General features: G+C 64.0%; 16 protein-coding genes. 11 read left to right on the forward strand and 5 right to left on the reverse strand.

Features of this window, described 5'->3' with window-relative positions:
* Window positions 1-21 precede the first annotated feature (21 nt).
* On the reverse strand, window positions 22-747 hold the full coding sequence (locus BMW89_RS13605; RefSeq protein WP_092027040.1) for a transglutaminase-like cysteine peptidase: 726 nt from the start codon (window positions 745-747) through the stop codon (window positions 22-24).
* A 619-nt stretch (window positions 748-1,366) separates the two neighbouring features.
* Here BMW89_RS13605 and BMW89_RS13610 point away from each other — a divergent pair.
* Complete coding sequence (locus BMW89_RS13610; protein ID WP_092027042.1) at window positions 1,367-9,361, forward strand: VCBS domain-containing protein; 7,995 nt, start codon at window positions 1,367-1,369, stop codon at window positions 9,359-9,361.
* A 79-nt stretch (window positions 9,362-9,440) separates the two neighbouring features.
* Window positions 9,441-11,666, forward strand: coding sequence for a CHASE2 domain-containing protein (locus tag BMW89_RS13615; protein WP_092027044.1), 2,226 nt, complete (start codon window positions 9,441-9,443; stop codon window positions 11,664-11,666).
* Between the two features lie 34 nt (window positions 11,667-11,700).
* Here the strand turns inward: BMW89_RS13615 and BMW89_RS13620 are convergent, their stop codons facing one another.
* Genes BMW89_RS13620 through BMW89_RS13630 form a run of 3 tightly spaced genes read right to left on the reverse strand, consistent with a single transcriptional unit; the run spans window position 11,701 to window position 14,267 of the window.
* Window positions 11,701-12,399, reverse strand: a complete 699-nt coding sequence (locus BMW89_RS13620) for a DUF1045 domain-containing protein (RefSeq protein WP_092027046.1) — start codon at window positions 12,397-12,399, stop codon at window positions 11,701-11,703.
* Between the two features lie 18 nt (window positions 12,400-12,417).
* Window positions 12,418-13,611, reverse strand: a complete 1,194-nt coding sequence (locus BMW89_RS13625) for an alpha-D-ribose 1-methylphosphonate 5-triphosphate diphosphatase (RefSeq protein WP_092027048.1) — start codon at window positions 13,609-13,611, stop codon at window positions 12,418-12,420.
* The gene (locus tag BMW89_RS13630) at window positions 13,608-14,267 is read right to left on the reverse strand and encodes an LbetaH domain-containing protein (RefSeq protein WP_092027050.1); all 660 of its coding nucleotides are present in this window, start codon (window positions 14,265-14,267) and stop codon (window positions 13,608-13,610) included. The genes BMW89_RS13625 and BMW89_RS13630 overlap by 4 nt, the downstream gene beginning before the upstream one ends.
* A 173-nt stretch (window positions 14,268-14,440) precedes the next feature.
* On the opposite strand from BMW89_RS13630, the gene phnC reads away from it, so the two are divergent.
* The 4 genes from phnC (at window position 14,441) to phnE (BMW89_RS13650) (ending at window position 18,055) form a co-directional block, all read left to right on the forward strand.
* The gene (gene phnC / locus BMW89_RS13635) at window positions 14,441-15,250 is read left to right on the forward strand and encodes a phosphonate ABC transporter ATP-binding protein (protein WP_092027052.1); all 810 of its coding nucleotides are present in this window, start codon (window positions 14,441-14,443) and stop codon (window positions 15,248-15,250) included.
* 63 nt (window positions 15,251-15,313) lie between these two features.
* A complete protein-coding gene (gene phnD / locus BMW89_RS13640; RefSeq protein ID WP_092027053.1) occupies window positions 15,314-16,249 on the forward strand; it encodes a phosphonate ABC transporter substrate-binding protein in 936 nt (311 codons plus the stop codon).
* Window positions 16,250-16,325: 76 nt separating this feature from the next.
* Window positions 16,326-17,210: a phosphonate ABC transporter, permease protein PhnE gene (gene phnE / locus BMW89_RS13645; protein ID WP_092027055.1), complete on the forward strand. Its 885-nt coding sequence runs from the start codon at window positions 16,326-16,328 to the stop codon at window positions 17,208-17,210.
* A complete protein-coding gene (gene phnE, locus BMW89_RS13650) occupies window positions 17,207-18,055 on the forward strand; it encodes a phosphonate ABC transporter, permease protein PhnE (protein WP_092027057.1) in 849 nt (282 codons plus the stop codon). The genes phnE (BMW89_RS13645) and phnE (BMW89_RS13650) overlap by 4 nt, the downstream gene beginning before the upstream one ends.
* 173 nt (window positions 18,056-18,228) lie before the next feature.
* On the opposite strand, the gene phnF is transcribed toward phnE (BMW89_RS13650), so the two are convergent.
* Window positions 18,229-18,960, reverse strand: coding sequence for a phosphonate metabolism transcriptional regulator PhnF (gene phnF, locus BMW89_RS13655; protein WP_092027059.1), 732 nt, complete (start codon window positions 18,958-18,960; stop codon window positions 18,229-18,231).
* 120 nt (window positions 18,961-19,080) lie between these two features.
* Here phnF and phnG point away from each other — a divergent pair, with 120 nt between their 5' ends.
* The 5 genes from phnG to phnK are packed head-to-tail and all read left to right on the forward strand — an operon-like array spanning window position 19,081 to window position 22,948.
* Window positions 19,081-19,545 carry a phosphonate C-P lyase system protein PhnG gene (phnG, locus tag BMW89_RS13660; RefSeq protein ID WP_092027061.1) on the forward strand — a complete coding sequence of 155 codons (465 nt, stop codon included), beginning with the start codon at window positions 19,081-19,083 and terminating at the stop codon, window positions 19,543-19,545.
* A 4-nt stretch (window positions 19,546-19,549) separates the two neighbouring features.
* A complete protein-coding gene (gene phnH, locus BMW89_RS13665) occupies window positions 19,550-20,158 on the forward strand; it encodes a phosphonate C-P lyase system protein PhnH (protein WP_177196034.1) in 609 nt (202 codons plus the stop codon).
* A gap of 3 nt (window positions 20,159-20,161) precedes the next feature.
* Window positions 20,162-21,277, forward strand: coding sequence for a carbon-phosphorus lyase complex subunit (locus BMW89_RS13670; protein WP_092027065.1), 1,116 nt, complete (start codon window positions 20,162-20,164; stop codon window positions 21,275-21,277).
* Window positions 21,274-22,164: an alpha-D-ribose 1-methylphosphonate 5-phosphate C-P-lyase PhnJ gene (locus tag BMW89_RS13675; protein ID WP_092027066.1), complete on the forward strand. Its 891-nt coding sequence runs from the start codon at window positions 21,274-21,276 to the stop codon at window positions 22,162-22,164. Before BMW89_RS13670 ends, BMW89_RS13675 begins: the two co-directional genes overlap by 4 nt.
* On the forward strand, window positions 22,157-22,948 hold the full coding sequence (gene phnK, locus BMW89_RS13680) for a phosphonate C-P lyase system protein PhnK (protein ID WP_092027068.1): 792 nt from the start codon (window positions 22,157-22,159) through the stop codon (window positions 22,946-22,948). The genes BMW89_RS13675 and phnK overlap by 8 nt, the downstream gene beginning before the upstream one ends.
* Window positions 22,949-22,954 lie beyond the last annotated feature (6 nt).

Consider the following 22,954-nt stretch of genomic DNA (forward strand, 5'->3'; position numbering starts at 1 on the left):
GGCGCGATCCGGGCCACAAGATCAATCGGCGGCGACCATAGAGAACCGCACGGGCTCGTCGACATATTTCATTACGGCGGACTGATAGAGCACGAACAACGGCTGGTAGCTCCGCGCGTCGTCGTCCTCGACCATCGCCATGCGGCGGTTGTCGAGCATCAGCCAGTGGCCGTCGAGCTTTGCTGCAGCAACGGCATGGTCTTCGCCGGCCCTGACGTCGCGCACCACGACGATGCGGAGGTCCTCAGCGGCGATGCCGGCGAGCCGCAGTGCGGCCAGCTTGGCGATGGCATAGTCTTCACAGTCGCCGGCGCCGCGGGCGAAGGTCGCAAGCGGCGAGCTCCAGACGTCGTCGATGCCGTCATCGGCGGCGCGAATGGCGAGGTTGATGGCACGGTTGGTCTCGCCGAGCTTCGCGCGGCCGTCACGGTTGCGGGCCTGGTCGACGATGGCGAGCAGTTTCAGCGCCGCGGGCGACACGCAATTGTCGCGATCGCCGTCGCACAGCGCGAGCTGCACCATGTCGTCGTCGAGCTTCTGCTTCAGCGTCAACCATTTCTGCTGGAGACTGCCGGACGAGATGGCAAAGGCGAACACGCCGAACGGCTCGGCGGATTTGCGCACGAGGACGCCGGCGCCGGGTGACAGCAGCGTGCCTGCGCGAAGATCGGCGGCCGACCCAAACAGGATCAATCCGCACAGGACAATGATTGCGCGCCAGGCGCGCGAGCGAGTAGCGGTCTCCATCTGACATCCCCTTCCGGCTTCGCCAGGTCCCCCTCGACCTCGTCGTGCCGGGCTTTGTTGCTTTCGCTGAGATAGTGCGAGACGGGCTGTTTTGTTCTGCTTAACGCGCCCGGCAGGGGTCCCAAAACCGTGGGACACGCTGAAACGGGGCTGCCCAAATTGCGTAAAATTTTACGATTCGCGGGCTAAGAGGGGCCCGGTTGCCGCGAAATGGAACCAATTGCAGGCACAAGTTGTGGGAGAGCCGATTCTGCGTCCTATGGCTAACGGCCCGCTATTTCACGGGTTCTGTTAGTTGGCTCACAGATTTAACTCCGTATTTGCCGCAGGATGTTGCGGGGCACCACGAAGGAAAGATAACACAAATATCCGCTGCCCGATTTGTGCGTCTGATTACTTTGGATGACTGGAAATGCGCGAAAATGAGCCGAATTCGACTTCAATGTATTCAAATAACTACTTCGGCTTCTCTACGAAGGCACCTCGCTCCTGGGGCTCCCATCGCCAAGTGATGCGAAATCACACAAGCAATAGATGGTTTCGCTAAGGACTTGGTAATGCTAAGCAAGCTTAGGCGGTCGATACTTACTTAAATTTTAACTCCTTTTACGGTGCCCGGTTGAATTACGCTGGCAAATTTGACGCCGCGATTTCCTTGGACGGCCAGGGTTCCCGCTCGCCCGCCGATCTCCATGTCGATTCCTTTACCGCCAAAGCGCACGGTCACGTGCCCGAAGGCGCGGTCGTTGTTGCCGACCCGAACCTGATCTTTCACGGCGAGTACAAACGCGCCGGCGCCGACCTCGTGGTCTCCCACGACGGTCACGAGCTCGTCGTTCACGACTACTTCAGGGGTGACAAGCGCGCGGCGATCGCCTCGCCCGATGGTGCCCACCTCACCGGCGATATCGTCAACGCGCTCACGGGTCATGTGCAATATGCGCAGGCTGCTGGCGGCATTGCCGCGGCCCAGGTGATCGGCCACGTCACCAAACTCTCCGGCAGCGCGACCGCGGTCCGCAACGGCGTCTCGGTCATCCTGAACAACGGCGACAATGTCGAGAAGGGCGACGTGGTCTCGACCGGCGGCGACTCGACGCTCGGCATCACGTTTATCGACGGCACCGTGTTCGGCCTGTCCTCCAACGCGCGGATGGTGCTGAACGAGATGGTCTACGACCCCAACGGGTCGAACAATTCCTCGCTGCTCAGCCTGGTCGCGGGCACCATCACCTTCGTCGCCGGCGAGACCGCCAAGCACGGCGATATGAAGATCGACACGCCGGTCGCCACCATGGGCATCCGCGGCACGGCGGTGTTGAACCAGATCAACTTCGTCGTTCCCGCCGGCGGCGGCGATCCGCAGCCGCAGGTGAGCTTCCAGGTGCTGGTCGAGCCGAACGGTACGACCGGCTCCTACATCCTGTTCGACAAGGTCACGCTGCTGCCGATCGCGACGGTCAACCAGGCCGGCCAGATGATCCAGATCAGCGGCGGCAACGTCTCGATCACCAATGCGCTGATGTCGCCGGACATTCAGAAGCTGATCACCGACGTGTTCACGCTGAAGTTCACCGACAACAACACCAACACCAAGCTGACGACGAACTTCACCGACACCATCACGCAGGACGGCAACATCGTCTTCATCAAGACGGACACCGGTGCCACCGCGACCGCGACCTTCACCAACACCTCCAACAATGGCGGCGGTCCGGGGCAGGGTGGGACGGGCACGGGGGGCGACCGCTTTCCCGGCGCACCCTTCGCGAGCGTCCTCGATGCCAACGGCAATGTGGTGACTGGGTTCAAGGTGACCGAGCACGCAAACGCAACTGGCGACCGCGCGGACACCACCGGCGACGCCGTGCCTCCTGATACGATCATCTTCCGGGTCAACTTCGTCGACCAAAACCTGGGCGACCGGCCGACAGTGTCGGTGGACCTCGATGCATCGAAATACACCTATACGGACTCCGGCCATCACGACGTCACCGCCTCACTCACTGCTCTCCAGAAGCAGGACATAGCGGCGACGCAGATCAAGATCAGTGTCGTCGCCGACGGCGGCAACAACAACAACGGTTCGGCGACCCTGACCTACACGGTCCCCGACCACGCCTTCGATTTCCTGGGGGCCGGCGAAACGCTAACGCTGACCTACATTGTCAGCGTGGATAATAATTTCGGGGTCAATCCCGAAACCGCGCACATCCCCATCACCATCACGATCACCGGCACCAACGACAAGCCGGTGATCACCACCAGCGTTCCCACCATCACCTTTGAAGGCGGCACCAGCGTGCCGGGTGGCCCGCTCACCAGCGACGCGCCGACGTCGGGGACGTTGATTTTCAAGGATGTCGATCTCACCGACACGCACACGGTGTCCGTCGCGTTGACAAGCGCGAGCCTGCCTGGTGGCACCGTGCCGCCGGGGCCGCTCGCGCTGTTCCAGAGCGCAATGTCGGCTGCGATCGCGGCGGGCGCCGACAGCAAGGGTACCGGCACAGGCACCATCAACTGGTCGCTGGCCGATCTGCCGGTGTATCTCGCCGACTTCATCCCGAAGGATGGGGTGTTGACGCTGGTCTACACCGTGACGCTCACGGACTCGCAGGGCGCCATTTCGCAGCAGACCATCACCGTCACGATCACCGGCACCGACGCGCCCGCGGTGGTGTGGATCGCGACCGACAAGGCCGGCGCGCCCCCCGGCGGCTTCTGGAAGGACGCGGCCAACTGGGAAACCGGCACGGTCCCGACCATCAATGACGACGTCATCGTCATCACCGATCAGCTGCACGGCCTGACCCCGTCCTATCCGGTGACGATCGACGCGGCCGCCTATGCCAAGTCGATCACGATGAACGACTTTGGCGGCCCGCCGCCGGAAGTGATCAACAAGAGCTTGCTGACGATATCAGGCGCGCTCAGCATGAGCGCGGACTCGAAATTCACGAACTCGGGTACCGGCGTGATGAATGTCGGCGGCAAGGCCGAGATTCTGGGCACGAGCGTGCTCACCAATGCCGGCTGGTTGACGCTCGCGGGCGGCGGCGATTTCGCCAAAGGCACCGCGATCACCAATTCCGGCACGATCGAGCTGTCGGGTGGCACGCTGACAACGCTGGCCGAGATCCATAATGCCGGCGGTCTGCTGAGGGCCGATGCCGGCACGACCCTGATCGTCGATACTGCGACTGTCGACGGCGGCACCGTCGCCATTCTGGGCACGCTGGAGCTCGATGGCACCAGCCTGATCGAGAACGGCACGCTGAACACTTCCGGCACGGTCAAAGTCGAGGGCACGGTCGAGTTCGCCCACGAGACCGTGTCCAATACGACCAGCGGCACGATCAAGGTGCTGGCAAACGGCTGGCTGACCATCGATCAGGGCTCCAGCGTCACGAATAACGGCGCGGTCACCGTCGACGCCAGCGGCAAGCTGACCGTCAACGGCGCAACGATCGACGGTGCCTTTCGCGGAGTGCCCTCACTCAATGCCGGGACGAGCGATTCCTCCGGCGGTACTGACGTCATATCGACCACCTTGTCGGGCGTCGGTACGGTCACGAATAACGGCGAGCTTGATCTCACCGGCAATGCGATTCTGAGCGACGGCTTTCTCAAGAACAACGCCACCCTGAAGGTCAGCGGCACCGGCAATGCGCTGGATTACGAGACCGTCACCAATACCGGCTCCATCGAAGTGCTGGCGGGCGCTGCGCTTGCGATCGACAAGAGCTCGACGGTTGCCAATTCAAGCGGCCACGTGATCGTCGATGACGCTGGCACTTTGACCTTGGACCTCGCCACGATCAGCGGCGGCGCCATCCAGGGCGCCGGCACGATCGACGTCACCGGCGCCAGCAAGATCGACGGCGGGGCCACGGTCAGCATCAGCACGATCACCGCCGATGCCGCGCTGACGCTGGACGGCGTCACCGTCTCCGGCACGGTCGTCACCGACAAGTCCAGCGTCGTGCTCGCCAACACGGTCATGCTCAAGGACGGTGCCACGATCCAGGGCACTTCCAGCGCGACCAAGGGCGCGATCACCAACAACGGGACGCTCGAGATCGCCGGCGCAGCGACGCTGCTCAACGATATCGTCACCAACACCGGCCATGTCATCAAGATCGACGATGGCAAGACGCTGACGCTGTCCGGCACCGAGATATCGGGCGGCACCATCAATAATTACAGCGGCGCGCTCGGCGGCACGATCGACGTCACCGGCGACAGCAAGATCGGCGGCGATGCGACCCTGAATCAGGGCGCGGTCACGGTGGAGAGCGGCTACGCGCTGACATTCGGCGACGCGACGGTTGCGGGCACCGCGATCACCAACCACGGCGCCGTGAATGTCGATACGAGCAAGAAGCTGACGCTGAACGGTGCGAGCCTGACCGGTGGCGCGCTTACCGTGTCCGGCACGCTGGATTCGACCAGCACCAGCACCGTTACCAATGCTTCCATCACCAACAACGGCCTGCTCGAAGCGATCGGCGGTCTGCTGACGCTCGCCGCTAGCACCTCGGCCACCATCGCCAATGCCGGCACGCTTCAGGCCAACGTCGGCGAGCTCGACATCGACCACGAGGCCGTCACCAACACCGGCACGCTGACCGCCATCAACGACGGCATGCTGAAGCTGATCGGAATGACGGTGACCAATACCGGCGGTACGGTGTCGGTTGAGTCGGGCTCCACGCTCGATCTCGTCGGGGCAACGATCGACGGCGGCACGGTGACGGTCGCGGGCACGCTGGAATCGACCGGCACGAGCGCCATCGACAGCGCCGACATTACCATCGCCGGCACCGGCACGATCTCCGTCACCAGCGGCACGTTGACGATCGATCCCGCTACTCTCCACGCCATCACCAATCACGGCCTGATCGAGGTGGTCACGGGCGGTGCACTGAAGCTGACGGCAGCCACCGTCACCAACACCGGCGCAACGATCACGGTTGACGGCACGTCGAAACTCTATCTGACCGACGTCTCGATCAACGGCGGCAGCCTGACCAATGCCGGCAATCTCTACAGCGTCTCCGGCAACAACACGGTCTCGGCCAGCGTCACCAACACCGGCACCATCGAGGTCCAGACCGGTACGCTGAATCTTTCCGGCGGCGTCACCGGTGTGGGTACGCTGATCGTCGACGACACGGCAACGTTGGAGCTCGGCGGCGCGGACGTGCAGGCCGTCACCTTCGCCGGCGGTACCAATACGCTCCAGCTCGACAAGACGAGCCATGACTTTAGCGGCACCATAACGGGTGCATCGTCGGCCGGCGGCACGTTCAACGTCACCGGGGCCGGCAACGTCACGACCTCGAAGGGCGATGCGCTCGATTTCACCGCATCGGGCGGGACCGCCGGCAGCCACGGCAACATCGTGCTGACGCCGACCGGCGCCCTGACCGGTGCGACCAACGGCATCGTCGTCACCCAGAACGGCATCGGCGACATCTCGTTGACGACTGTTGGCGACGTCACCGGCCAGAACGGCAACGGCATCGTGCTGCACGACAGCGTGGCCGGTGTGGGCGATATCACGGCAACCATCGGCGGCGGCGTCTCCGGCGCGGTCGGTCTCGATGTCGTCTCCCATGGCGACGGCGCTGTCACCATCACGAATAACGGGCACATCGCCGGCACGACCTCGTTCGGCATCAGTGTCGACCAGAATGATGCGGGCGCGACTGGCTCGACCCACATCACCAACACCGGCTCGGTGGTTGGTGCCGACGGTGTCGCGGCGATCTCCATCGAGGAGAACACCACCGGCACGGCGACGATCGACAATTCCGGCACCATCGGGCCTGACGCTGCGAGCGTGGCCTCGACGACCTATGCGATCGTCGAGACCGGCGGCGAGATCACGATCAACAATACCGGCCACATCAACGGCAACATCTCGGTCGCCACCGCCACGTTCAACAACGAGGCGACGGGGATTTGGACCGTCTCCGGCAGCGGCGTGTTCGGCGATGCATCGTCGATCGTCAACCATGGTGAGATTGACCTTCACGGCGCCTCGATTTCCGGGACCGGGCTGAGCATCGACAATTATGCGGATATCGACAGTTGGGGCACGGCGTCGATCTCGGGCATCATCACCAATACCGGCACCGTCGAAGTCCATAATGGGGAGCTGACGCTGTTCGGCTCGCTATCCGGCACGGGCTCGGTCACCGTCGATGCCGGCGCGTTGCTCGACGTCAAGGATACGGTCTCTCAGACGATCACACTCGCCGGCGATGGCGCCGAGCTTCAGATCGACACGTCGACCTTCGGTGGATCGATCGCGGAGCTGTCCGCGAACGACAAGATCGACCTGACGACGATCAAGTACGGGCTCGGCACCAGCGCGGTCTATGTCGCCGATGCCGATCATCCCGAGAGCGGCGGTGTGCTGACGGTCACCGGTGACGATAACAAGACCATCAGCCTGACCCTCGTCGGAGACTATCGCGGTGCACATTTTGCGGGCAGCGATGAGAGTGGCCACACGCTCATCACGATCCACGGGGCTGACGACGCGCCGACGATCACCACCACGGACACGGCGCAGCTGACCGCGAGCTTCTCCGAACAAGCTGATACCACCGGGGACTCCTCGTTCGACCCGACGCCCGCCGCGGCCGGCTCGATCGATTTCACCGACATCGACTTGACCGACCGTCCGACGGTGACGCACGTCGATCAGGCCGTAACCTCACTCGCCGCCAACGGCACCACCGACCTCACCGCGTCGCTGACGACCGCCGAGATCGACGCGTTGAACAACGCGCTGACCTATGAGCTGACCGGCAAGAACAACGGCACCGTCAGCTGGCACTATTCGATTGCCGACAACGCGCTCGATTTCCTCGGCGAGGGCCAGACCGCGAAGGTCGTCTCCACCATCACGCTCGATGACGGCCAGGGCAAGACCGCCACGACCGACGTCACGATCACCATCACTGGAAAGAATGACGCGCCGACATTGGCTGATGTGACCAAGGGGCCGCTCGTCGATACGGCCATCGCCGACAACTTCTCTGACATCACGGGGACGCTGGTCGGGACCGACGCCGACCATGGCGAGACGGCGACGCTGAAATACGCCGTCCAGAACGCGGATAGTCACGGGACGTTGGAGGGCTCGTACGGCTCGCTGACGGTCAATCCCGATGGCACCTACACTTACGTTCCGAATGCGGCTGCGATCAACGCGCTCTCGGAAGGCAATCATGCGGATATTTTCACGATCCAGACCAAGGACGTGCACGATGCTGTCGGCACGGCTTCATTCACGGTAAACGTGACCGGTGCCAACGACGCGCCGATATTGTCCGATGGCAGCATCGGGAAGCTCACCGACACGGCCATCGCGGATCACTTCCTCGATCTCACCGGCCAACTGGTCGCAACCGATGCCGACACCGGCGACACGCTGACCTATTCGGTCCTGAATGCCGATAGTCATGGGACGGCGGCGGGTCTGTATGGGTCGCTCACGGTCAATGCCGACGGCAGCTATACCTACGTGCCTGACGCGGCGTCGATCAACGCGCTGCCGGAAGGCTCCCACTATTCGGACAGTTTCACGGTCCAGGTCTCCGACGCGCACGGCGCGGCCACCACCGCGACATACACCGTGGACCTGACCGGTGCCAACGACACGCCGACCTTGTCCGATCTCAACATCGGCTCACTCACCGATACGGCCGCGACCGACAGCTTCTCCAATCTCACCGGGAAGCTGGCGGGCGCCGATGCTGATACCGGCGAGACGGCGACGCTGACCTACGCGGTCCTGAATGCGGATCACCATGCTGCGACGACAGCTGGGGGACATTACGGCGCGTTGACGGTCAATTCCGACGGCAGCTACAGCTACGTCCCGAATGTGGCTGCGATCAACGCGCTGCCGGAAGGACCCTATACCGATACGTTCACGGTCCAGACAACGGACACGCACGGTGCGATCGGCACGGCGACGCTCACGGTGGACGTGACCGGCGCGAACGACGCGCCGGTGATCAGCGTCGGCGATGTCAGCGCTGCGCCAGACGACAACGGCCACGTAATTGTCGAGGGCCTGTCGGCGAGCGACGTCGATGCAACCGCCAATGAGCTGACGGCGGCCGCCACCGCTGTTTCGGGTACCAATGTGAGCGCCTCGTTGAATTCCGGTGCTCTCACAGTGACCTACACCGAGCCGAACGACGGGCTCGCCACGGACACGGGCGCTATCACCGTGACCGACGGGCACAACGCGACCGACACGGTCAATTTGATCTTCAACCTGACCGAGGCAGGCCCGGTGACGCTCACCGGCACATCCGACAAGGACGTGTTCTTCGGCACCGGCTACCAGGATCAGTTCGTGTTCGCAGCCAAATCGAACCACGATACGGTTGTGAACTTCACATCCGGTACGGACCACATCGATCTGTCGGCGGTTGTGACGGCTTCCAACACGGCTGACTGGATGGCGCAGCATGTGGCTGCTTCAGGGGGCGACACCCTTATTACGATCGATGCGGCAGACACGATTCTCCTGAAAGGTGTCAGCAGCGTCCAGGCGAGTGACTTCATAATCAGTCATCCCTGATGATCGTCCAGACAGCGCCGATCGTCTGCATAACCGATCCGCGCTGCCGTTCACCGCAAAAGCGTGATATCCAACCGGAATGAAACGTCTCAAGATCCTGCGGCGGTGGTTTGCGCGGAAGTTCGGCTTTGCGCGGCTGATGTGTCTTGCGCTGCTGGTCATCTTTGCCGGGATTCGTCTCTGGGACCCGCCGCCGGTCCAGGAATTGCGGCTGCGCACCTTCGACATGTTTCAGTTGATCGACCCGCGCCACAAGACGGTGCGGCCGGTCACCATTGTCGACATCGACGACAAGAGTCTTGCTCAGCTCGGCCAGTGGCCGTGGCCGCGCACGCGGATCGCCGACCTGATCCAGAACCTCACCAGCAACGGCGCGGTGGCGATCGGGTTCGACGTGGTGTTTTCCGAGGCCGACCGGCTCAACCCGGATCAGGTCGCAAGCCAGATGCGCTATCTGGACGATGCCACCCGCGCCAAGCTGCGTGAGCTGCCGAGCAACGACCAGATCCTCGCAGACGCCATCAAGCGCTCGAGCGTGGTGCTGGGCGAGACCGGGCAGCGGGCGATCTCGGCCGAGGTCGACAAGTCGCTGCCCTTCACCGGCGTCGCGACCGTCGGCGAGGAGAACGCCGAGCGCTTCCTGTTCGAATTCCCGGGTCTGCTGCGCAACGTGCCCGTGATCGAGAAGGTCGCGGCCGGCCGCGGCCTGTTCACGATCAGGCCCGAGCGCGACGGTCTGATCCGCCGCGTGCCGATGATCATGCGCGCCCAGGGCAACATCATGCCCTCGCTCAGCCTCGAGATCCTGCGCGTCGTCACGGGCACGCCGACGCTGCTGGTACGGACCGACAAGACCGGCGTGAAGGCCATCCGTATCAAGGGTATGGAGATCCCAACCGACAGGAACGGCCAGCTCTGGGTGCATTATGCCCGCCAGGATCCCTCGATCTACGTCTCCGCCGCCGACGTGCTCGACAACACCGTGCCGCCCGACAAGATCGCAGGCAAGCTGGTGCTGGTCGGCACCTCCGCGGTCGGGCTGAACGACATCAAGACCACGCCGGTGTCCTCGACCATGCCGGGCGTCGAGATCCACGCCCAGGTGCTCGAAAGCGTGCTGAGCCGCGCGGTGATTTCGCAACCGAACTATGCGCTCGGTGTCGAGCTGATCGCGGCGCTGATCATCGGCCTGCTCGTCATCATCTTCACGCCGAATCTCGGGCCCGTGCGGCTGGTGCTCGCGGGGGCGACATTCGCAGCCATCCTGATCGGCGTGTCCTGGTTCTACTATTCGCAGTACCGCTACCTCATCGACTTCACCTATCCGCTGCTCTCGACCACCGCGATCTATCTGACGCTGATCTTCGCCAGCTTCGTGCGCGAGCAGCGCCAGCGGAAGGAAATCCGCGGTATGTTTGCGCAATATCTGTCGCCGGAGCTGGTCGAGCAGCTCACGCCGGAGAAGCTCAAGCTCGGCGGCGAGGAGCGCGAATTGACAATCATGTTCTCCGACGTGCGCGGCTTCACCACGATCTCGGAGAGCTACAAGCACGATCCGCAAGGGCTCATCGCGTTGATGAACCGCTTCCTGACGCCGCTCACCGACGTGATCACCGCGCGGAAGGGATGTATCGACAAGTATATGGGCGATGCCATCATGGCGTTCTGGAACGCGCCGGTTGACGACGCCCAGCACGAGATCAACGCCTGCGAGGCCGCGATCCAGATGCTGGAGCGGATCGATGTGGTGAACAGGGAGCGTGAGCAGGAAGCCGCAGACGGCGGTCACGTCTACATCCCGCTTAATGTCGGCATCGGTCTCAATACCGGGACCGGCGTCGTCGGCAACATGGGCTCCGATCTGCGCAAGAACTATACGGCGCTCGGCGACTGCGTGAACCTGGCGTCGCGGCTCGAAGGGCAGACCAAGGAATACGGCTTCCCGATCATCGTCGGATCCAGCACCGCGCTCGCCGCCAAGGACAAGTTCGCGATTCTCGAGCTCGACTTCATCATGGTCAAGGGCAAGACCGAGCCGGAGGTGATCTACGCCATCGCCGGCCGCGAGGATGTGGTGCATTCGGGGCCGTTCCAGCGCCTGCGCAACATCACCATCGAGATGCTTGGCTGCTACCGCAGCCGCGACTGGCAGGGCGCACTCGACGCCATCGAACGCGGCCGTCGTAGCGAGGACGCCGACACGCTTGCAAAGTTGTTCGGGCTTTACGAAGCGCGGATCAAGGATTTCCAGATCAATCCGCCGCCGGAGGGCTGGACCGGGGCATACGCGCTGCTGACGAAATAGCTTTGCGCGCAACTACGCTTGAGGATATTGCCGGCTACCTCGCCAACGGCCACTCGCCGACAATGCGGAATCTTGCCTTGGCATCATCCTGCCTGAACAGCGCGATGCGATCGATCGCCAGCGCATCGCGCTTCAGCCCCGCAAACCTGTCCCGCAGCATGGCCAGGATCGGCCCGCGCCGCTCCGCATCCAGCCGTCCCGTCAGCGTCATGTGGAAACGGAATTCTTCCATCACGTACGGGTATCCCCAGCGGTCGAGATAATCGCACTGCCGCTCACTCAGTTTCTCAGGTCTGCGCCGGGCCCGGTCCTCCGCGGTCAGGCCTGCACGGAATGCGTCGAAATCCCGCACGCAATCGGCGGCGAGCTGCTGGAGCGCATCGACAGGTTCGGCCGGAATGACGGCAATGAAGCCGCTGATGGCATCGACGACGGGGCGGATCACCGGGACGGGCCGCGCCTTGGCGGTGAATTCCGCGCAGGCCGCGATCAGCTCCGCTTCTGTCTTGCCGGGCGCGAGCGCCATCGGCGCCTTCAGCGTGGCGTGAAAGCCGTATTTGCGGGGGTCGGCGCTGACGTCGCGCCAGTCCGGGGCGACGTGCAGCGCGTCCTGCGGAAACCTCAGCTCGTCGCCGGTATAGGCATCGTAGCCGAGCAGCTCGGCGCCGAAGCGGGAGAGGGCGCTGTCGCTGCCTGCGGCAAAATAGATCGCGTAGCGGGGAAAACCTGTCATCGTCCGAGCATAACCGGTTTAGGCCGCAACAACAGCCTCGCGCGGCACTGCCGCAGCGGGGAGCAGCCGCGTCGCGTCGGTGAGATGCACGAGCTTTCCGCCTGATATCACGGCAACCAGCCGCGGTCGCAGCGGCACGGTATCGTCCACCAGCAGAATGTCGGCGCGGCGCCCTGCCGCGAGCACGCCGCGATCGGTGAGGTCGGTCGCGTGTGCGGGCCCCGCGGAAACCAGGTCCCAGGACTTCGCCAGCGGCAGCACGCCATCGGCGGCGAGGCGGAACGCGGCGAGCAGCTGCGCGGGATAATAATAGTCCGACGCCAGCACCGAGCAGAGCCCCTTGGCGATCATGTCGGATGCCCTGGTCCAGCCGGTATGGCTGCCGCCGCGCACGACGTTGGGCGCGCCGTAGACGATGGCATCGCCATGGCTTGCCGCGGCCCGCGCCGTCTCCTCATTGATCGGAAACTCCGCGATGTCAGCGCCCATGGCACGATAGTCCGCGCGCATCGCCGGCGTCGCATCATCATGCGAGAGCATCCGCACCTCGGCGGCGCGGGCGACCGCGGCAAGCCGCGACACGGAGGCCGGCACATCTGCCGCGCGAGACACGATGTGTCCGACCAGCTTGTCAAAATCCTCGCTCGACAGCCCGGTGCGCTCCACCATGCGGTTGCGCTTGCGAGGCTTGGCCATGTCGGCGACGGTGCCGTCCATGTGGTCGTTGAAGGCGAACAGGTCGACGCGGCCCTCAGCCAGCCACTGGCTCATCTCGGCCTCGGCGTCGAGATTGTAGGTCTCGTGCCGCAGGTGAAAACGGGTGTCGGCGGCGAATTGCGGGCGCTGGCGCTCGATCGCCTCCATCAGGCCGCGCGCATTGTCGGCGCTGCGCAGCCCCGGCTCCCACGAGCAGGTCGTGGCGTGAAACACCGTGGTGATGCCGTTGCTGATCGCCTGGCGGTCGCTATCGGCGAGCGCGACGTCGATCGGGAAGTCGACGCCGGCGCGCGGCATCATCTGCCGCTCGAACGCATCGCCATGGAGATCGACGATGCCGGGCAGCACCAGCAGGTTGCGCGCATCGATCGCCAGCCGCGCCCGGCCGCGAGAGGCATCAACCTGCGCAATATCCGTTCCGGACACGGAAAGCGAAGTTTCGACGAACTCGGCGCCGATCAGGGCCCGGCCGCCCTCGAGGAATATGTCTGTCACGCGACCGCGCTTCGTTTGCTGGTTGAGGAGCTTGCCCGTGCTTCATATGTCGAGAGAAAATCTTCAATCCCGAGCTTGCGGAAATCGGGCAGGGCTGCACGCAATTTGTCGTGATCCCAGTCCCACCAGGCGAGCCGTGCAAGCCGTCCTGCGACCTCTTCCGAGAAACGCCGCCGCACGATTCGCGCCGGATTGCCGGCGACGATGCTGTAGGCCGGCACGTCCTTGGTGACGATGGCGCCGGCCGCGATCACGGCGCCGGTGCCGATATTGCGGCCCGGCAGCACGATCGCGCCATGGCCGATCCAGACGTCATGGCCGATATGGACATGATGCTGGCGCCGCCAGTCAAAAAACTCCGTGTCGTCGCTCTCGCCCGGGAAATAGGCGCTCGAGCGATAGGTGAAATGCGCCTGCGTCGCGCGATGCATCGGATGATTGCCGGGATTGATCCGCGTCATCGCCGCGATCGAGCAGAACTTTCCGATGGTGGTGTAGGTGATCTGCGCATCGTTCACGACATAGGAGTAATCGCCCATCGTGACTTCGGTCAGGATCGTGCGCGCGCCGACCTCGGTATAGGCACCTAACCTGGTCTCGTGCAGCTTTGCGGAAGCGTCGATAGTCGGTTGGACTGAGAGCACCTTGCCGGCCATGTCGTATCCGAAACTCTGAGGGCGGGCGTTCCTCTTCGAGTGGCTTGATGACGGTGTCATGACGAGGCGATGACAGGGGACGAGGTGTGTAGGATCGCCGCACCGCAGCGTGTGTGTCACACAAGTGTCAAGCGCCGGCGTTAGCGGTGGTCCCAGCTACTCTGGAGCCCTGCATGCTGGTGGTTGAAGGTTTGACGTGCCGCTTTGGCGCTAAAGCCGCGGTGGACGACGCGTCGTTTCAAGTCTCCCCTGGCGGCTTTGTCGGTGTGATCGGGCGTTCCGGCGCCGGCAAGTCGACCATGCTGCGCATGATCAATCGTCTGGCGACGCCGACGCAGGGTCGCATCCTTTTCGACGGCCTCGACGTCACCGCGCTGCGTGGCAAGGAATTGCGGCAGTGGCGCGCGCGCTCGGCGATGATTTTCCAGCAGTTCAACCTGGTCGGCCGGCTCGATGTGCTCACCAACGTCCTGATGGGGCGTCTTGCGACGATGCCGGCCTGGCGCTCGCTTACACAGACCTGGCCTGAGCAGGATGAGGCGCTGGCGATGTCGGCGCTCGAACAGTTCGACATCGCCTCGCTCGCCGCCCAGCGCGCCGACCAGCTCTCCGGCGGCCAGCAGCAGCGTGTCGCAATCGCGCGTGCGCTGGTGCAGCAGCCCGACATCATCCTTGCCGACGAACCGATCGCTTCGCTCGATCCGCGCAACACCAAGATCGTGATGGACGCGCTGCTGCGCATCAACAAGCATTTCGGCATCACCGTGCTGTGCAATCTGCATTCGCTCGATCTCGCCCGCAGCTATTGCGACCGGCTGATCGGTATGGCGCAGGGGCGCGTTGTGTTCGACGGCGCGCCGGCTGAGTTGACCGATCACGTTGCGCGTGAGCTCTACGATCTCGAAGCCGCCGACGTCATGGGCGGCACGCCTGCACCGGCGCCCGAAGGCGTCCCGGCGCTCGGAACGGCCGCGGCGGCCTAACACGCGTCGCTTCTGTAGTTGCCAATTTTTGCGTTAACCGACCCAACCGATGAAGAGGGTATCATGATCACTCGCAGATTAGTTCTTGCCGGCGCCGCCGTGCTCGCGTTCACCGCCTCCGCTTCCGCCGAAGACTGGAAAGCCAAATATCCGGAGCTGACCTTCGCGGTCGTCCCGGCCGAGAACGCCTCCGGCGTTACCGAGCGCTGGGCGCCGTTCGTGAGCTATCTCTCCAAGGAATTGGGCGTGAAGGTCACGCTGCGCATCGCCAACGACTACGCCGCTGTCATCGAAGGCCAGCGCGCCGGCAACATCCATATCGCCAGCTACGGCTCGGCCTCGTTCGCGCGCGCCCGCCTGACCGGCGTCAAGACCGACGCCTTCGCCAACGACATCAACGCTGACGGCTCGACCGGCTACTACTCGATGTTCTTCGTCAAGGCGAGCAGCCCCTACAAGAGCGTGGACCAGCTCAAGGGCAAGAATCTCGGCCTCGTCGACCCGAACTCGACGTCCGGCAACAACGTGCCGCGCTTCGAGCTTGACAAGATGGGCATCGCCGACGCCGACAGCTATTTCGGCAAGGTCGTCTTCACCGGCAGCCACGAGAACGCATTGCTGGCGCTGTCGCAGGGCACGGTCGATGTCGCCGCCAATCAGTGGACCAGCGACGACGATTCCACGTTGGCCCAGATGCTGACCAAGGGCATGCTGAAGAATGCCGACGGCTCGGCGATGAAGAAGGATGATTTCCGCATCATCCACAAGTCGGCGGCGATCATCAACGGCCCCTATGCCTATAACTCCGAACTCCCGGAAGACGCCAAGGCGGCGATCGCGAAGGCGTTCTTCGACGCGCCGACCAAGGACAAGGCCGCGTTCGATCGCCTCTCCGACGGCCAGAAGAAGGGTTTTCATCCCGCCACCACCAAGGATTGGGATGGCACGATCGAGCTGATCAAGTTCGTCGATGCGCTGCGTAAGAAGAAGGCGTCCTGATCTCAGGACGACGCCACTGGAGCCGGGTCGATGGACCCGGCTCTTTCTCTTTTGACCGGCCACTCTCCCTGATCAGATGACCCTCGCGGTTTCGATCCTTCCCGAGCAGCAGCTCGCCGTGCTCAATGCCGCCTATAGCCAGGCGGTCGCACGCAGGCGGTTGCGTCTCCTGTTGGGAGTCGTGATCTTCGCCGCCGCGCTGGTTCTCGCCGGCTTCGGCGCGGAAGTGAACCTGCGCACGCTCTTCACCTATTTCGGCAACTTCGTCAGCTATTTCGACCGCATCTTCACGCTCGACAGCGGTCAGCGCGTCTGGACCGATATCGGCGAATGGTTCTGGGGCTTGCGCAAATGGTTGAGGATGTTGGGCGAGACGCTGCTGATCTCCTATGTCGGCACGCTGACCGGCGCGACCCTCGCGTTTTGCCTGAACTTCCTCGCGGCTGAAAACACCTCGCCCTCGCCCTGGCTGCGCTTCGTCGTGCGGCGTTTGCTTGAATTCGCCCGCACGGTCCCCGGCATCGTCTTCGCCTTGATCTTCGTGATCGCCTTCGGTCTCGGGCCGATGGCGGGCGTGCTCGCGATTGCGATCCACTCCACCGGCGCGCTCGGAAAGCTGTTCTCGGAGATCGTCGAGAATGCCGACATGAAACCGGTCGAAGGCATCCGCTCGACCGGCGCGAGCTGGCTCTCCTGCATGCGCTTCGCCATCGTGCCGCAGGTGACCGCAGGCTACGCCAGCTATGCGCTGCTGCGCTTCGAGATCAACGTCCGCGAAGCCTCCGTGATGGGCTTTGTCGGCGCCGGCGGCATCGGCCAGGAGCTCGTCGTCGCCATTCGCAAGTTCTACTACTCGGACGTCAGCGCCATCCTGCTGACCATCATCGTCACGGTCTTCATCATCGATATCAGCACCGGCTGGCTGCGCGGCCGTCTGTTCGGCAAGGAGGCACGGACGTGACGAGCCCGCAGGAGGTCGACACCGCGCAGCTTCGCGCGCGCTACCCGGATGTGTTTGATCGGCCGGCCTCGGCGCGACTTGCCATGCCGGCGATGATCGTCGCTGCGTTCGCGATCTTCGTATATGGTCTCGTCGACCTCGAGTTCTCGCCGTCGCGGTTCTTCGCAGGACTGAGCCAACTTGGCTGGATCAGCGTGATGATGATCCCGCCGGATCCCGGCTCCTCGCTGCCGGTCTACCTGAAGGCGCTGGGTGAGACGCTGTCGATCGCGCTGCTGGGCACCACGCTGGCGGCTGTCTTCGCACTCCCGGTCAGCCTGCTGGCCGCGCGCAACATCGTGCCGTCGAATATCCTGCGCTTCCCGGTGCGCCGTTTCCTCGATTCGATCCGCGGCGTCGACACACTGATCTGGGCGCTGGTGTGGATCAACGTGGTCGGGCTCGGGCCGTTCGCCGGCGTACTCGCCATCGCCGTGTCGGATTTCGGCGCCTTCGGAAAACTGTTCTCGGAGGCGTTCGAGGGCGCCGACCAGAAGCAGGTCGAGGGCATCCGCGCCTCCGGCGGCAGCCCGCTGCATGAGATCCGCTTCGGCCTGTTGCCGCAGGTTCTCCCCGTGATCGCCGGCCAGGTGCTCTATTTCATCGAATCCAACACCCGCTCGGCCACCATCATCGGCATTGTCGGCGCCGGCGGCATCGGCCTCCAGCTCGCCGAGCAGATCCGCGTGCTGGAATGGCAAAAGGTCTCGTTCCTGATCCTGATGATCCTGGTCGCCGTCGCCGCGATCGATTTCATCTCGAGCAAGCTGCGCTTTGCGATCATTGGACGGCGGGCTGTTGCGTAGTTTGCTTTCTTCCCTTCTCCCCTTGTGGGAGAAGGTGGCGCGAAGCGCCGGAGGAGAGGTTCTGTCCGCGAACTGAACTCAGAGTGAGGCTCGCGGAGACAACCCCTCACCCGTCTCGTCGCTTTGCGACGAGCCACCCTCTCCCACAAGGGGAGAGGGGAAGAGGCCGTGCTTCACCCGTTCTCCACCAAAAACTCCACCCGCTCCGCGGCGAACCGCGAATGCTTCGTCACCAGCGGCTTGCCGCCGAGATCGTGATCTGTCGCATCCACGACCAGGATAGGCCGTCCGAGCGGCAGATCGAGCCGCGCGGCATCGGTCGCATCCACGATGCCGGCGGTGATCCGGGTCGCGCCGCGGCGGTAGTCGCGCACGCCGTAATGTTCGAGCAATTTTGTCATTGAGCGCGTCGCGGCGAAAACCTCGCCCGCGCCTGGGAACAGTTCGGCCGACAGCCAGGTGGTGGAGACGCAGATCGGCGTACGGTCGGCAAGCCGTATCGCTTCGATCCGCACCAGGGGGACGCCGGTCTTCAAGCCGAGCTCCCGCGCCAGTTCGCGGGTGGCGACATCATCGGACGCCTCGATCAGGCGGCCATGGGGTTCGCGGCCGTCCGCACCGACGATCTCGGAGAAGCGTGTGCGCGAGCGCAATGGATAGGCGAGCTTCTGCGCCTCGACATAGGTTCCGCTGCCGCGTTCGGCGCGCACGATGCCGCGTTCGGCGAGGGCAGCCAGCGCGCGCCGCACGGTATGGCGGTTGACCCGGTAGGTTTCGGCGATCTCCATCTCGCCCGGCAATTTGTCGCCGGCCGCAAAGCGGCCGTCGGCAATGCCGCGCTCGATGCCGTCGGCAACGAGGCGCCATAGCGCTACGCCGGAAGAGGCGGTGTCCTGCATGCTCATGTTGCCGGTCAGCCTAGCCCAGAAATCACACCCATGTCACGAAACAGTCATGGCGCTTCCGTATGAAGTTGTCTAGTATCATAGACAACTTGGATTCGGCAAGTTGTGTCGAAAAGTGCGGTGGATCAGGTGACGCAGCAAAACAACCAGCAAGCCCAGCGCAAGGCCGCGATGGCCGTGCTGGCGCATGCGGAGGCGGGCGAGATCGCCGCTCGCCTCCGCAACTTGGCCCTTCCGGCCCATCAGGATATGCGCGAACCGGAAAGCGGCCTCGTCATGCTGCGCGGCCGGGTCGGCGGCGATGGCGCACCGTTCAACCTCGGCGAAGCAACGGTGTCGCGCGCCGCGATCCGGCTTGCGAGCGGCGAGGTCGGCTTCGGCTACACGCTAGGGCGCGACGGCGAGAAGGCGCGGCTGATTGCGCTGTGCGATGCGCTGGTCCAGTCGCGGGATTTTGGCGCATCGGTCGAGCGGGACGTTATCGCACCGTTGCGCGAGCAGCTTATGCTTCGGCGCAAGCAGGCGGCGGAAGAGACCGCTGCGACGAAGGTTGATTTCTACACCATGGTGCGCGGTGAGGGGTGAGGCCATGACCACGATTGCTGAATTGCCGCCGGGGTTCGTCGACAAGGTTCTGTCGGCGCAATCGACCTTTCGCTCGGTCATGGACGCGATGGCGCGGCCGGGCTCGGTCCAGCGCATCGTGCCGATGGCCGGGGCGCCTGCTACGATGATGCGCGGTACCGCCGCGATCGCGCTGACGCTGTTCGATCACGACACGCCGCTCTGGCTCGACGCGCGCATGTCGGAAAGTTCCGACGTGACAAAATGGCTGAAATTCCACACCGGCGCGCCGGTGGTGCAGGATTCCTCGATCGCGAGTTTCGCGCTGATCAGCGACGGCGCGACGCTTCCCTCGCTCGAGCGTTTCGCACTCGGCACCAACGAATATCCGGATCGGTCGACTACGGTGATCCTTCAGGTCGACGGCCTGGACACGGGACGCAGCTTTGAGCTGCGCGGCCCCGGCATCGACGGTGTCACGATGCTTCAGGCATCGATCAGGCCTTTCGACCTGTTCGAGCGCCTGCGGATGAACGAGACGCTGTTTCCACGCGGCATCGATCTGGTGCTGGTCGCCGATGATGCCGTGGTTGCGATCCCCCGCACCACGCGCGTCGAGAGCAAGGAAAGCTGAAGCATGTATGTCGCAGTCAAAGGCGGCGAACGCGCCATCGAGAACGCCCATCGCCTGCTTGCCGATACGCGGCGCGGCGACAGAAGCGTTGCGGAAGTTTCCCTCGACCAGATATCGGAGCAGCTCGGCCTCGCCGTCGACCGCGTCATGAGCGAAGGCTCGCTCTACGACCGCGAGCTCGCGGCGCTCGCCATCAAGCAGGCGCGCGGCGACCTGATCGAGGCGATCTTCCTGGTTCGCGCCTTCCGCGCCACCCTGCCGCGCTTCGGCGCGAGCGAGCCGGTCGACACCGGCGCCATGCGGGTGCTGCGGCGGGTGTCGGCGACCTTCAAGGACATTCCCGGCGGCCAGATCCTCGGGCCGACCTTCGATTATACGCATCGCCTGCTCGATCCCTCGCTCGCCGAAGGTTTTGTGCCGGAAGTGCCGGCGACAGCGGAAGCCTCGACGGCACCAACGCCGCGCGTCACCGACATTTTGGGCCGCGACGGGCTGATCGAATCTTCGCCGCAAGCCGAAGATGGCGCCAGTGTCGGTGATCTCACCCGCGAGCCGCTGAACTTCCCGGCCGATCGCGACCTGCGCCTGCAAAATCTCGCGCGCGGTGACGAAGGTTTTCTGTTGGCGATGGGCTACTCCACCCAGCGCGGCTATGGCCGTAATCACCCCTTCGTCGGCGAGATCCGCTTCGGCGAGGTCGAGGTCGAGTTCTCTGCGGAGGACGTCGGCTTCGCCGTGCCGCTCGGCTCCATCGAGCTCACCGAGTGCCAGATGGTCAACCAGTTCAAGGGGTCTGCGACGGAAGCGCCGTGCTTCACCCGCGGCTATGGCCTCGCCTTCGGCCAGAGTGAGCGCAAGACCATGTCGATGGCGCTGGTCGATCGCGCGTTGCGCGCGCGCGAGCTGGGCGAGGAGGCACTCGCCCCCGCGCAAGATGAAGAATTCGTGATGTCGCATTCGGACAACGTCCAGGCGACCGGCTTCGTCGAGCATCTGAAGCTGCCGCACTATGTCGACTTCCAGTCCGAACTCGGCCTGTTGCGCAAGCTGCGCCAGGAATTCGCTGAAGCATTTGCCGAGGCCAATGCGCCTGATACCATGAAGGAGGCCGCGGAATGAACGCGCCGGCCTACAATTTTGCCTATCTCGACGAGCAGACCAAGCGAATGATCCGCCGCGCGATCCTGAAGGCGATCGCGATCCCGGGCTATCAGGTGCCGTTCGCCAGCCGCGAAATGCCGATGCCCTATGGCTGGGGCACCGGCGGCGTGCAGGTCACGGCGGCGATCCTCGGGCCGCAGGACGTGCTGAAGGTGATCGACCAGGGTTCTGACGACACCACCAACGCGATCTCGATTCGAAAGTTCTTCGCCAAGACCGCCGGTGTCGCCACGACGACGGCGACGGAAGAGGCGACCGTGATCCAGACTCGTCACCGTATTCCGGAGACGGCGCTGCACGCAAACCAGGTGCTGGTCTATCAGGTGCCGATTCCAGAACCGTTGCGGTTCCTCGAGCCGCGCGAGACTGAGACGCGGCGCATGCACGCGCTGGCCGAATACGGCCTGATGCACGTCAAGCTCTACGAGGACATCGCCCGATTCGGCCACATCGCGACGGCCTACGCCTATCCGGTGAAGGTGAACGCGCGCTACGTGATGGACCCGTCGCCGACGCCGAAATTCGACAATCCCAAGATGGACCATAGTCCTGCGCTGCAATTGTTCGGCGCTGGTCGCGAGAAGCGCATCTACGCGATCCCGCCCTACACGAAAGTTGTATCGCTCGATTTCGAGGATCACCCCTTCGAGCCCTATCGCTTCAACGCGCCATGTGCGTTGTGCGCCGCCGAGAACTCCTATCTCGACGAGATCGTGACCGACGACAAGGGCGGCCGCATGTTCGTCTGTTCCGACACCGATTATTGCGAGGGCCGCCAGGCCGCCGGCCATCACGGCAGCCTCAGCGCCGCGCCGTACAAGGAGAAGGCGGGCTCACATGGCTGATGCTCTTGAAAACGACCAGCCGCTGCTGGTCGCAGACTCTCTCAGCAAGTCGTTCGGCCGCATCGCCGCGTGCCGCGACGTGTCGTTCTCGCTCTATTCCGGCGAGGTGCTGGCAATCGTCGGCGAATCCGGCTCGGGCAAGTCGACGCTGCTCCAGCTGCTGTCGGGCCAACTCGCGGCCAGTGGTGGACATGTGTCGTACCGGATGCGCGATGGTGTCACCCGCGATCTTGCCACGCTGGGCGAGGCCGAGCGGCGCTTCCTGTTCCGTACCGATTGGGGCTTTGTACATCAGGATCCCGCCCAGGGCCTGCGCATGGCGGTTTCGGCCGGCGCCAATGTCGGCGAGCGGCTGATGGCGGTGGGCTGGAATCACTATGGCCGTATCCGCGACACCGCGTCCGACTGGCTCACCCGCGTCGAGATCGACACAGCGCGCATCGACGACGCACCGCGCACTTATTCCGGCGGCATGCGCCAGCGTCTCCAGATCGCGCGCAACCTCGTCACCGAGCCGCGGCTGGTGTTCATGGATGAGCCGACCGGCGGTCTCGACGTGTCCGTGCAGGCGCGCCTGCTCGATCTCCTGCGCAGCCTCGTTGCCGAGCTGAACCTTGCCGTCATCATCGTCACCCACGACCTCGCGGTCGCGCGGCTGTTGTCGCACCGCGTGATGGTGATGAAGGGCGGCCGCGTCATCGAGACCGGTCTCACCGACCAGGTGCTCGACGATCCGCGCGAGCCCTATACCCAACTCCTCGTCTCCTCGATTCTGCCGGCATGAGGCTTC

Source organism: Bradyrhizobium sp. OK095 (genome assembly GCF_900109945.1).
Lineage (GTDB): Bacteria > Pseudomonadota > Alphaproteobacteria > Rhizobiales > Xanthobacteraceae > Bradyrhizobium.

What these genes read in the sequence shown, in the direction of transcription:
- phnF (WP_092027059.1), bottom strand. Translation starts at nt 18,960, where the DNA reads ATGAGCATGCAGGACACCGCCTCTTCCGGCGTAGCGCTATGGCGCCTC.
- BMW89_RS13630 (WP_092027050.1), bottom strand. Translation starts at nt 14,267, where the DNA reads ATGGCCGGCAAGGTGCTCTCAGTCCAACCGACTATCGACGCTTCCGCA.
- phnC (WP_092027052.1), top strand. Translation starts at nt 14,441, where the DNA reads ATGCTGGTGGTTGAAGGTTTGACGTGCCGCTTTGGCGCTAAAGCCGCG.
- phnD (WP_092027053.1), top strand. Translation starts at nt 15,314, where the DNA reads ATGATCACTCGCAGATTAGTTCTTGCCGGCGCCGCCGTGCTCGCGTTC.
- phnK (WP_092027068.1), top strand. Translation starts at nt 22,157, where the DNA reads ATGGCTGATGCTCTTGAAAACGACCAGCCGCTGCTGGTCGCAGACTCT.
- BMW89_RS13675 (WP_092027066.1), top strand. Translation starts at nt 21,274, where the DNA reads ATGAACGCGCCGGCCTACAATTTTGCCTATCTCGACGAGCAGACCAAG.
- BMW89_RS13670 (WP_092027065.1), top strand. Translation starts at nt 20,162, where the DNA reads ATGTATGTCGCAGTCAAAGGCGGCGAACGCGCCATCGAGAACGCCCAT.
- BMW89_RS13620 (WP_092027046.1), bottom strand. Translation starts at nt 12,399, where the DNA reads ATGACAGGTTTTCCCCGCTACGCGATCTATTTTGCCGCAGGCAGCGAC.
- BMW89_RS13605 (WP_092027040.1), bottom strand. Translation starts at nt 747, where the DNA reads ATGGAGACCGCTACTCGCTCGCGCGCCTGGCGCGCAATCATTGTCCTG.
- BMW89_RS13615 (WP_092027044.1), top strand. Translation starts at nt 9,441, where the DNA reads ATGAAACGTCTCAAGATCCTGCGGCGGTGGTTTGCGCGGAAGTTCGGC.
- phnE (WP_092027055.1), top strand. Translation starts at nt 16,326, where the DNA reads ATGACCCTCGCGGTTTCGATCCTTCCCGAGCAGCAGCTCGCCGTGCTC.
- phnH (WP_177196034.1), top strand. Translation starts at nt 19,550, where the DNA reads ATGACCACGATTGCTGAATTGCCGCCGGGGTTCGTCGACAAGGTTCTG.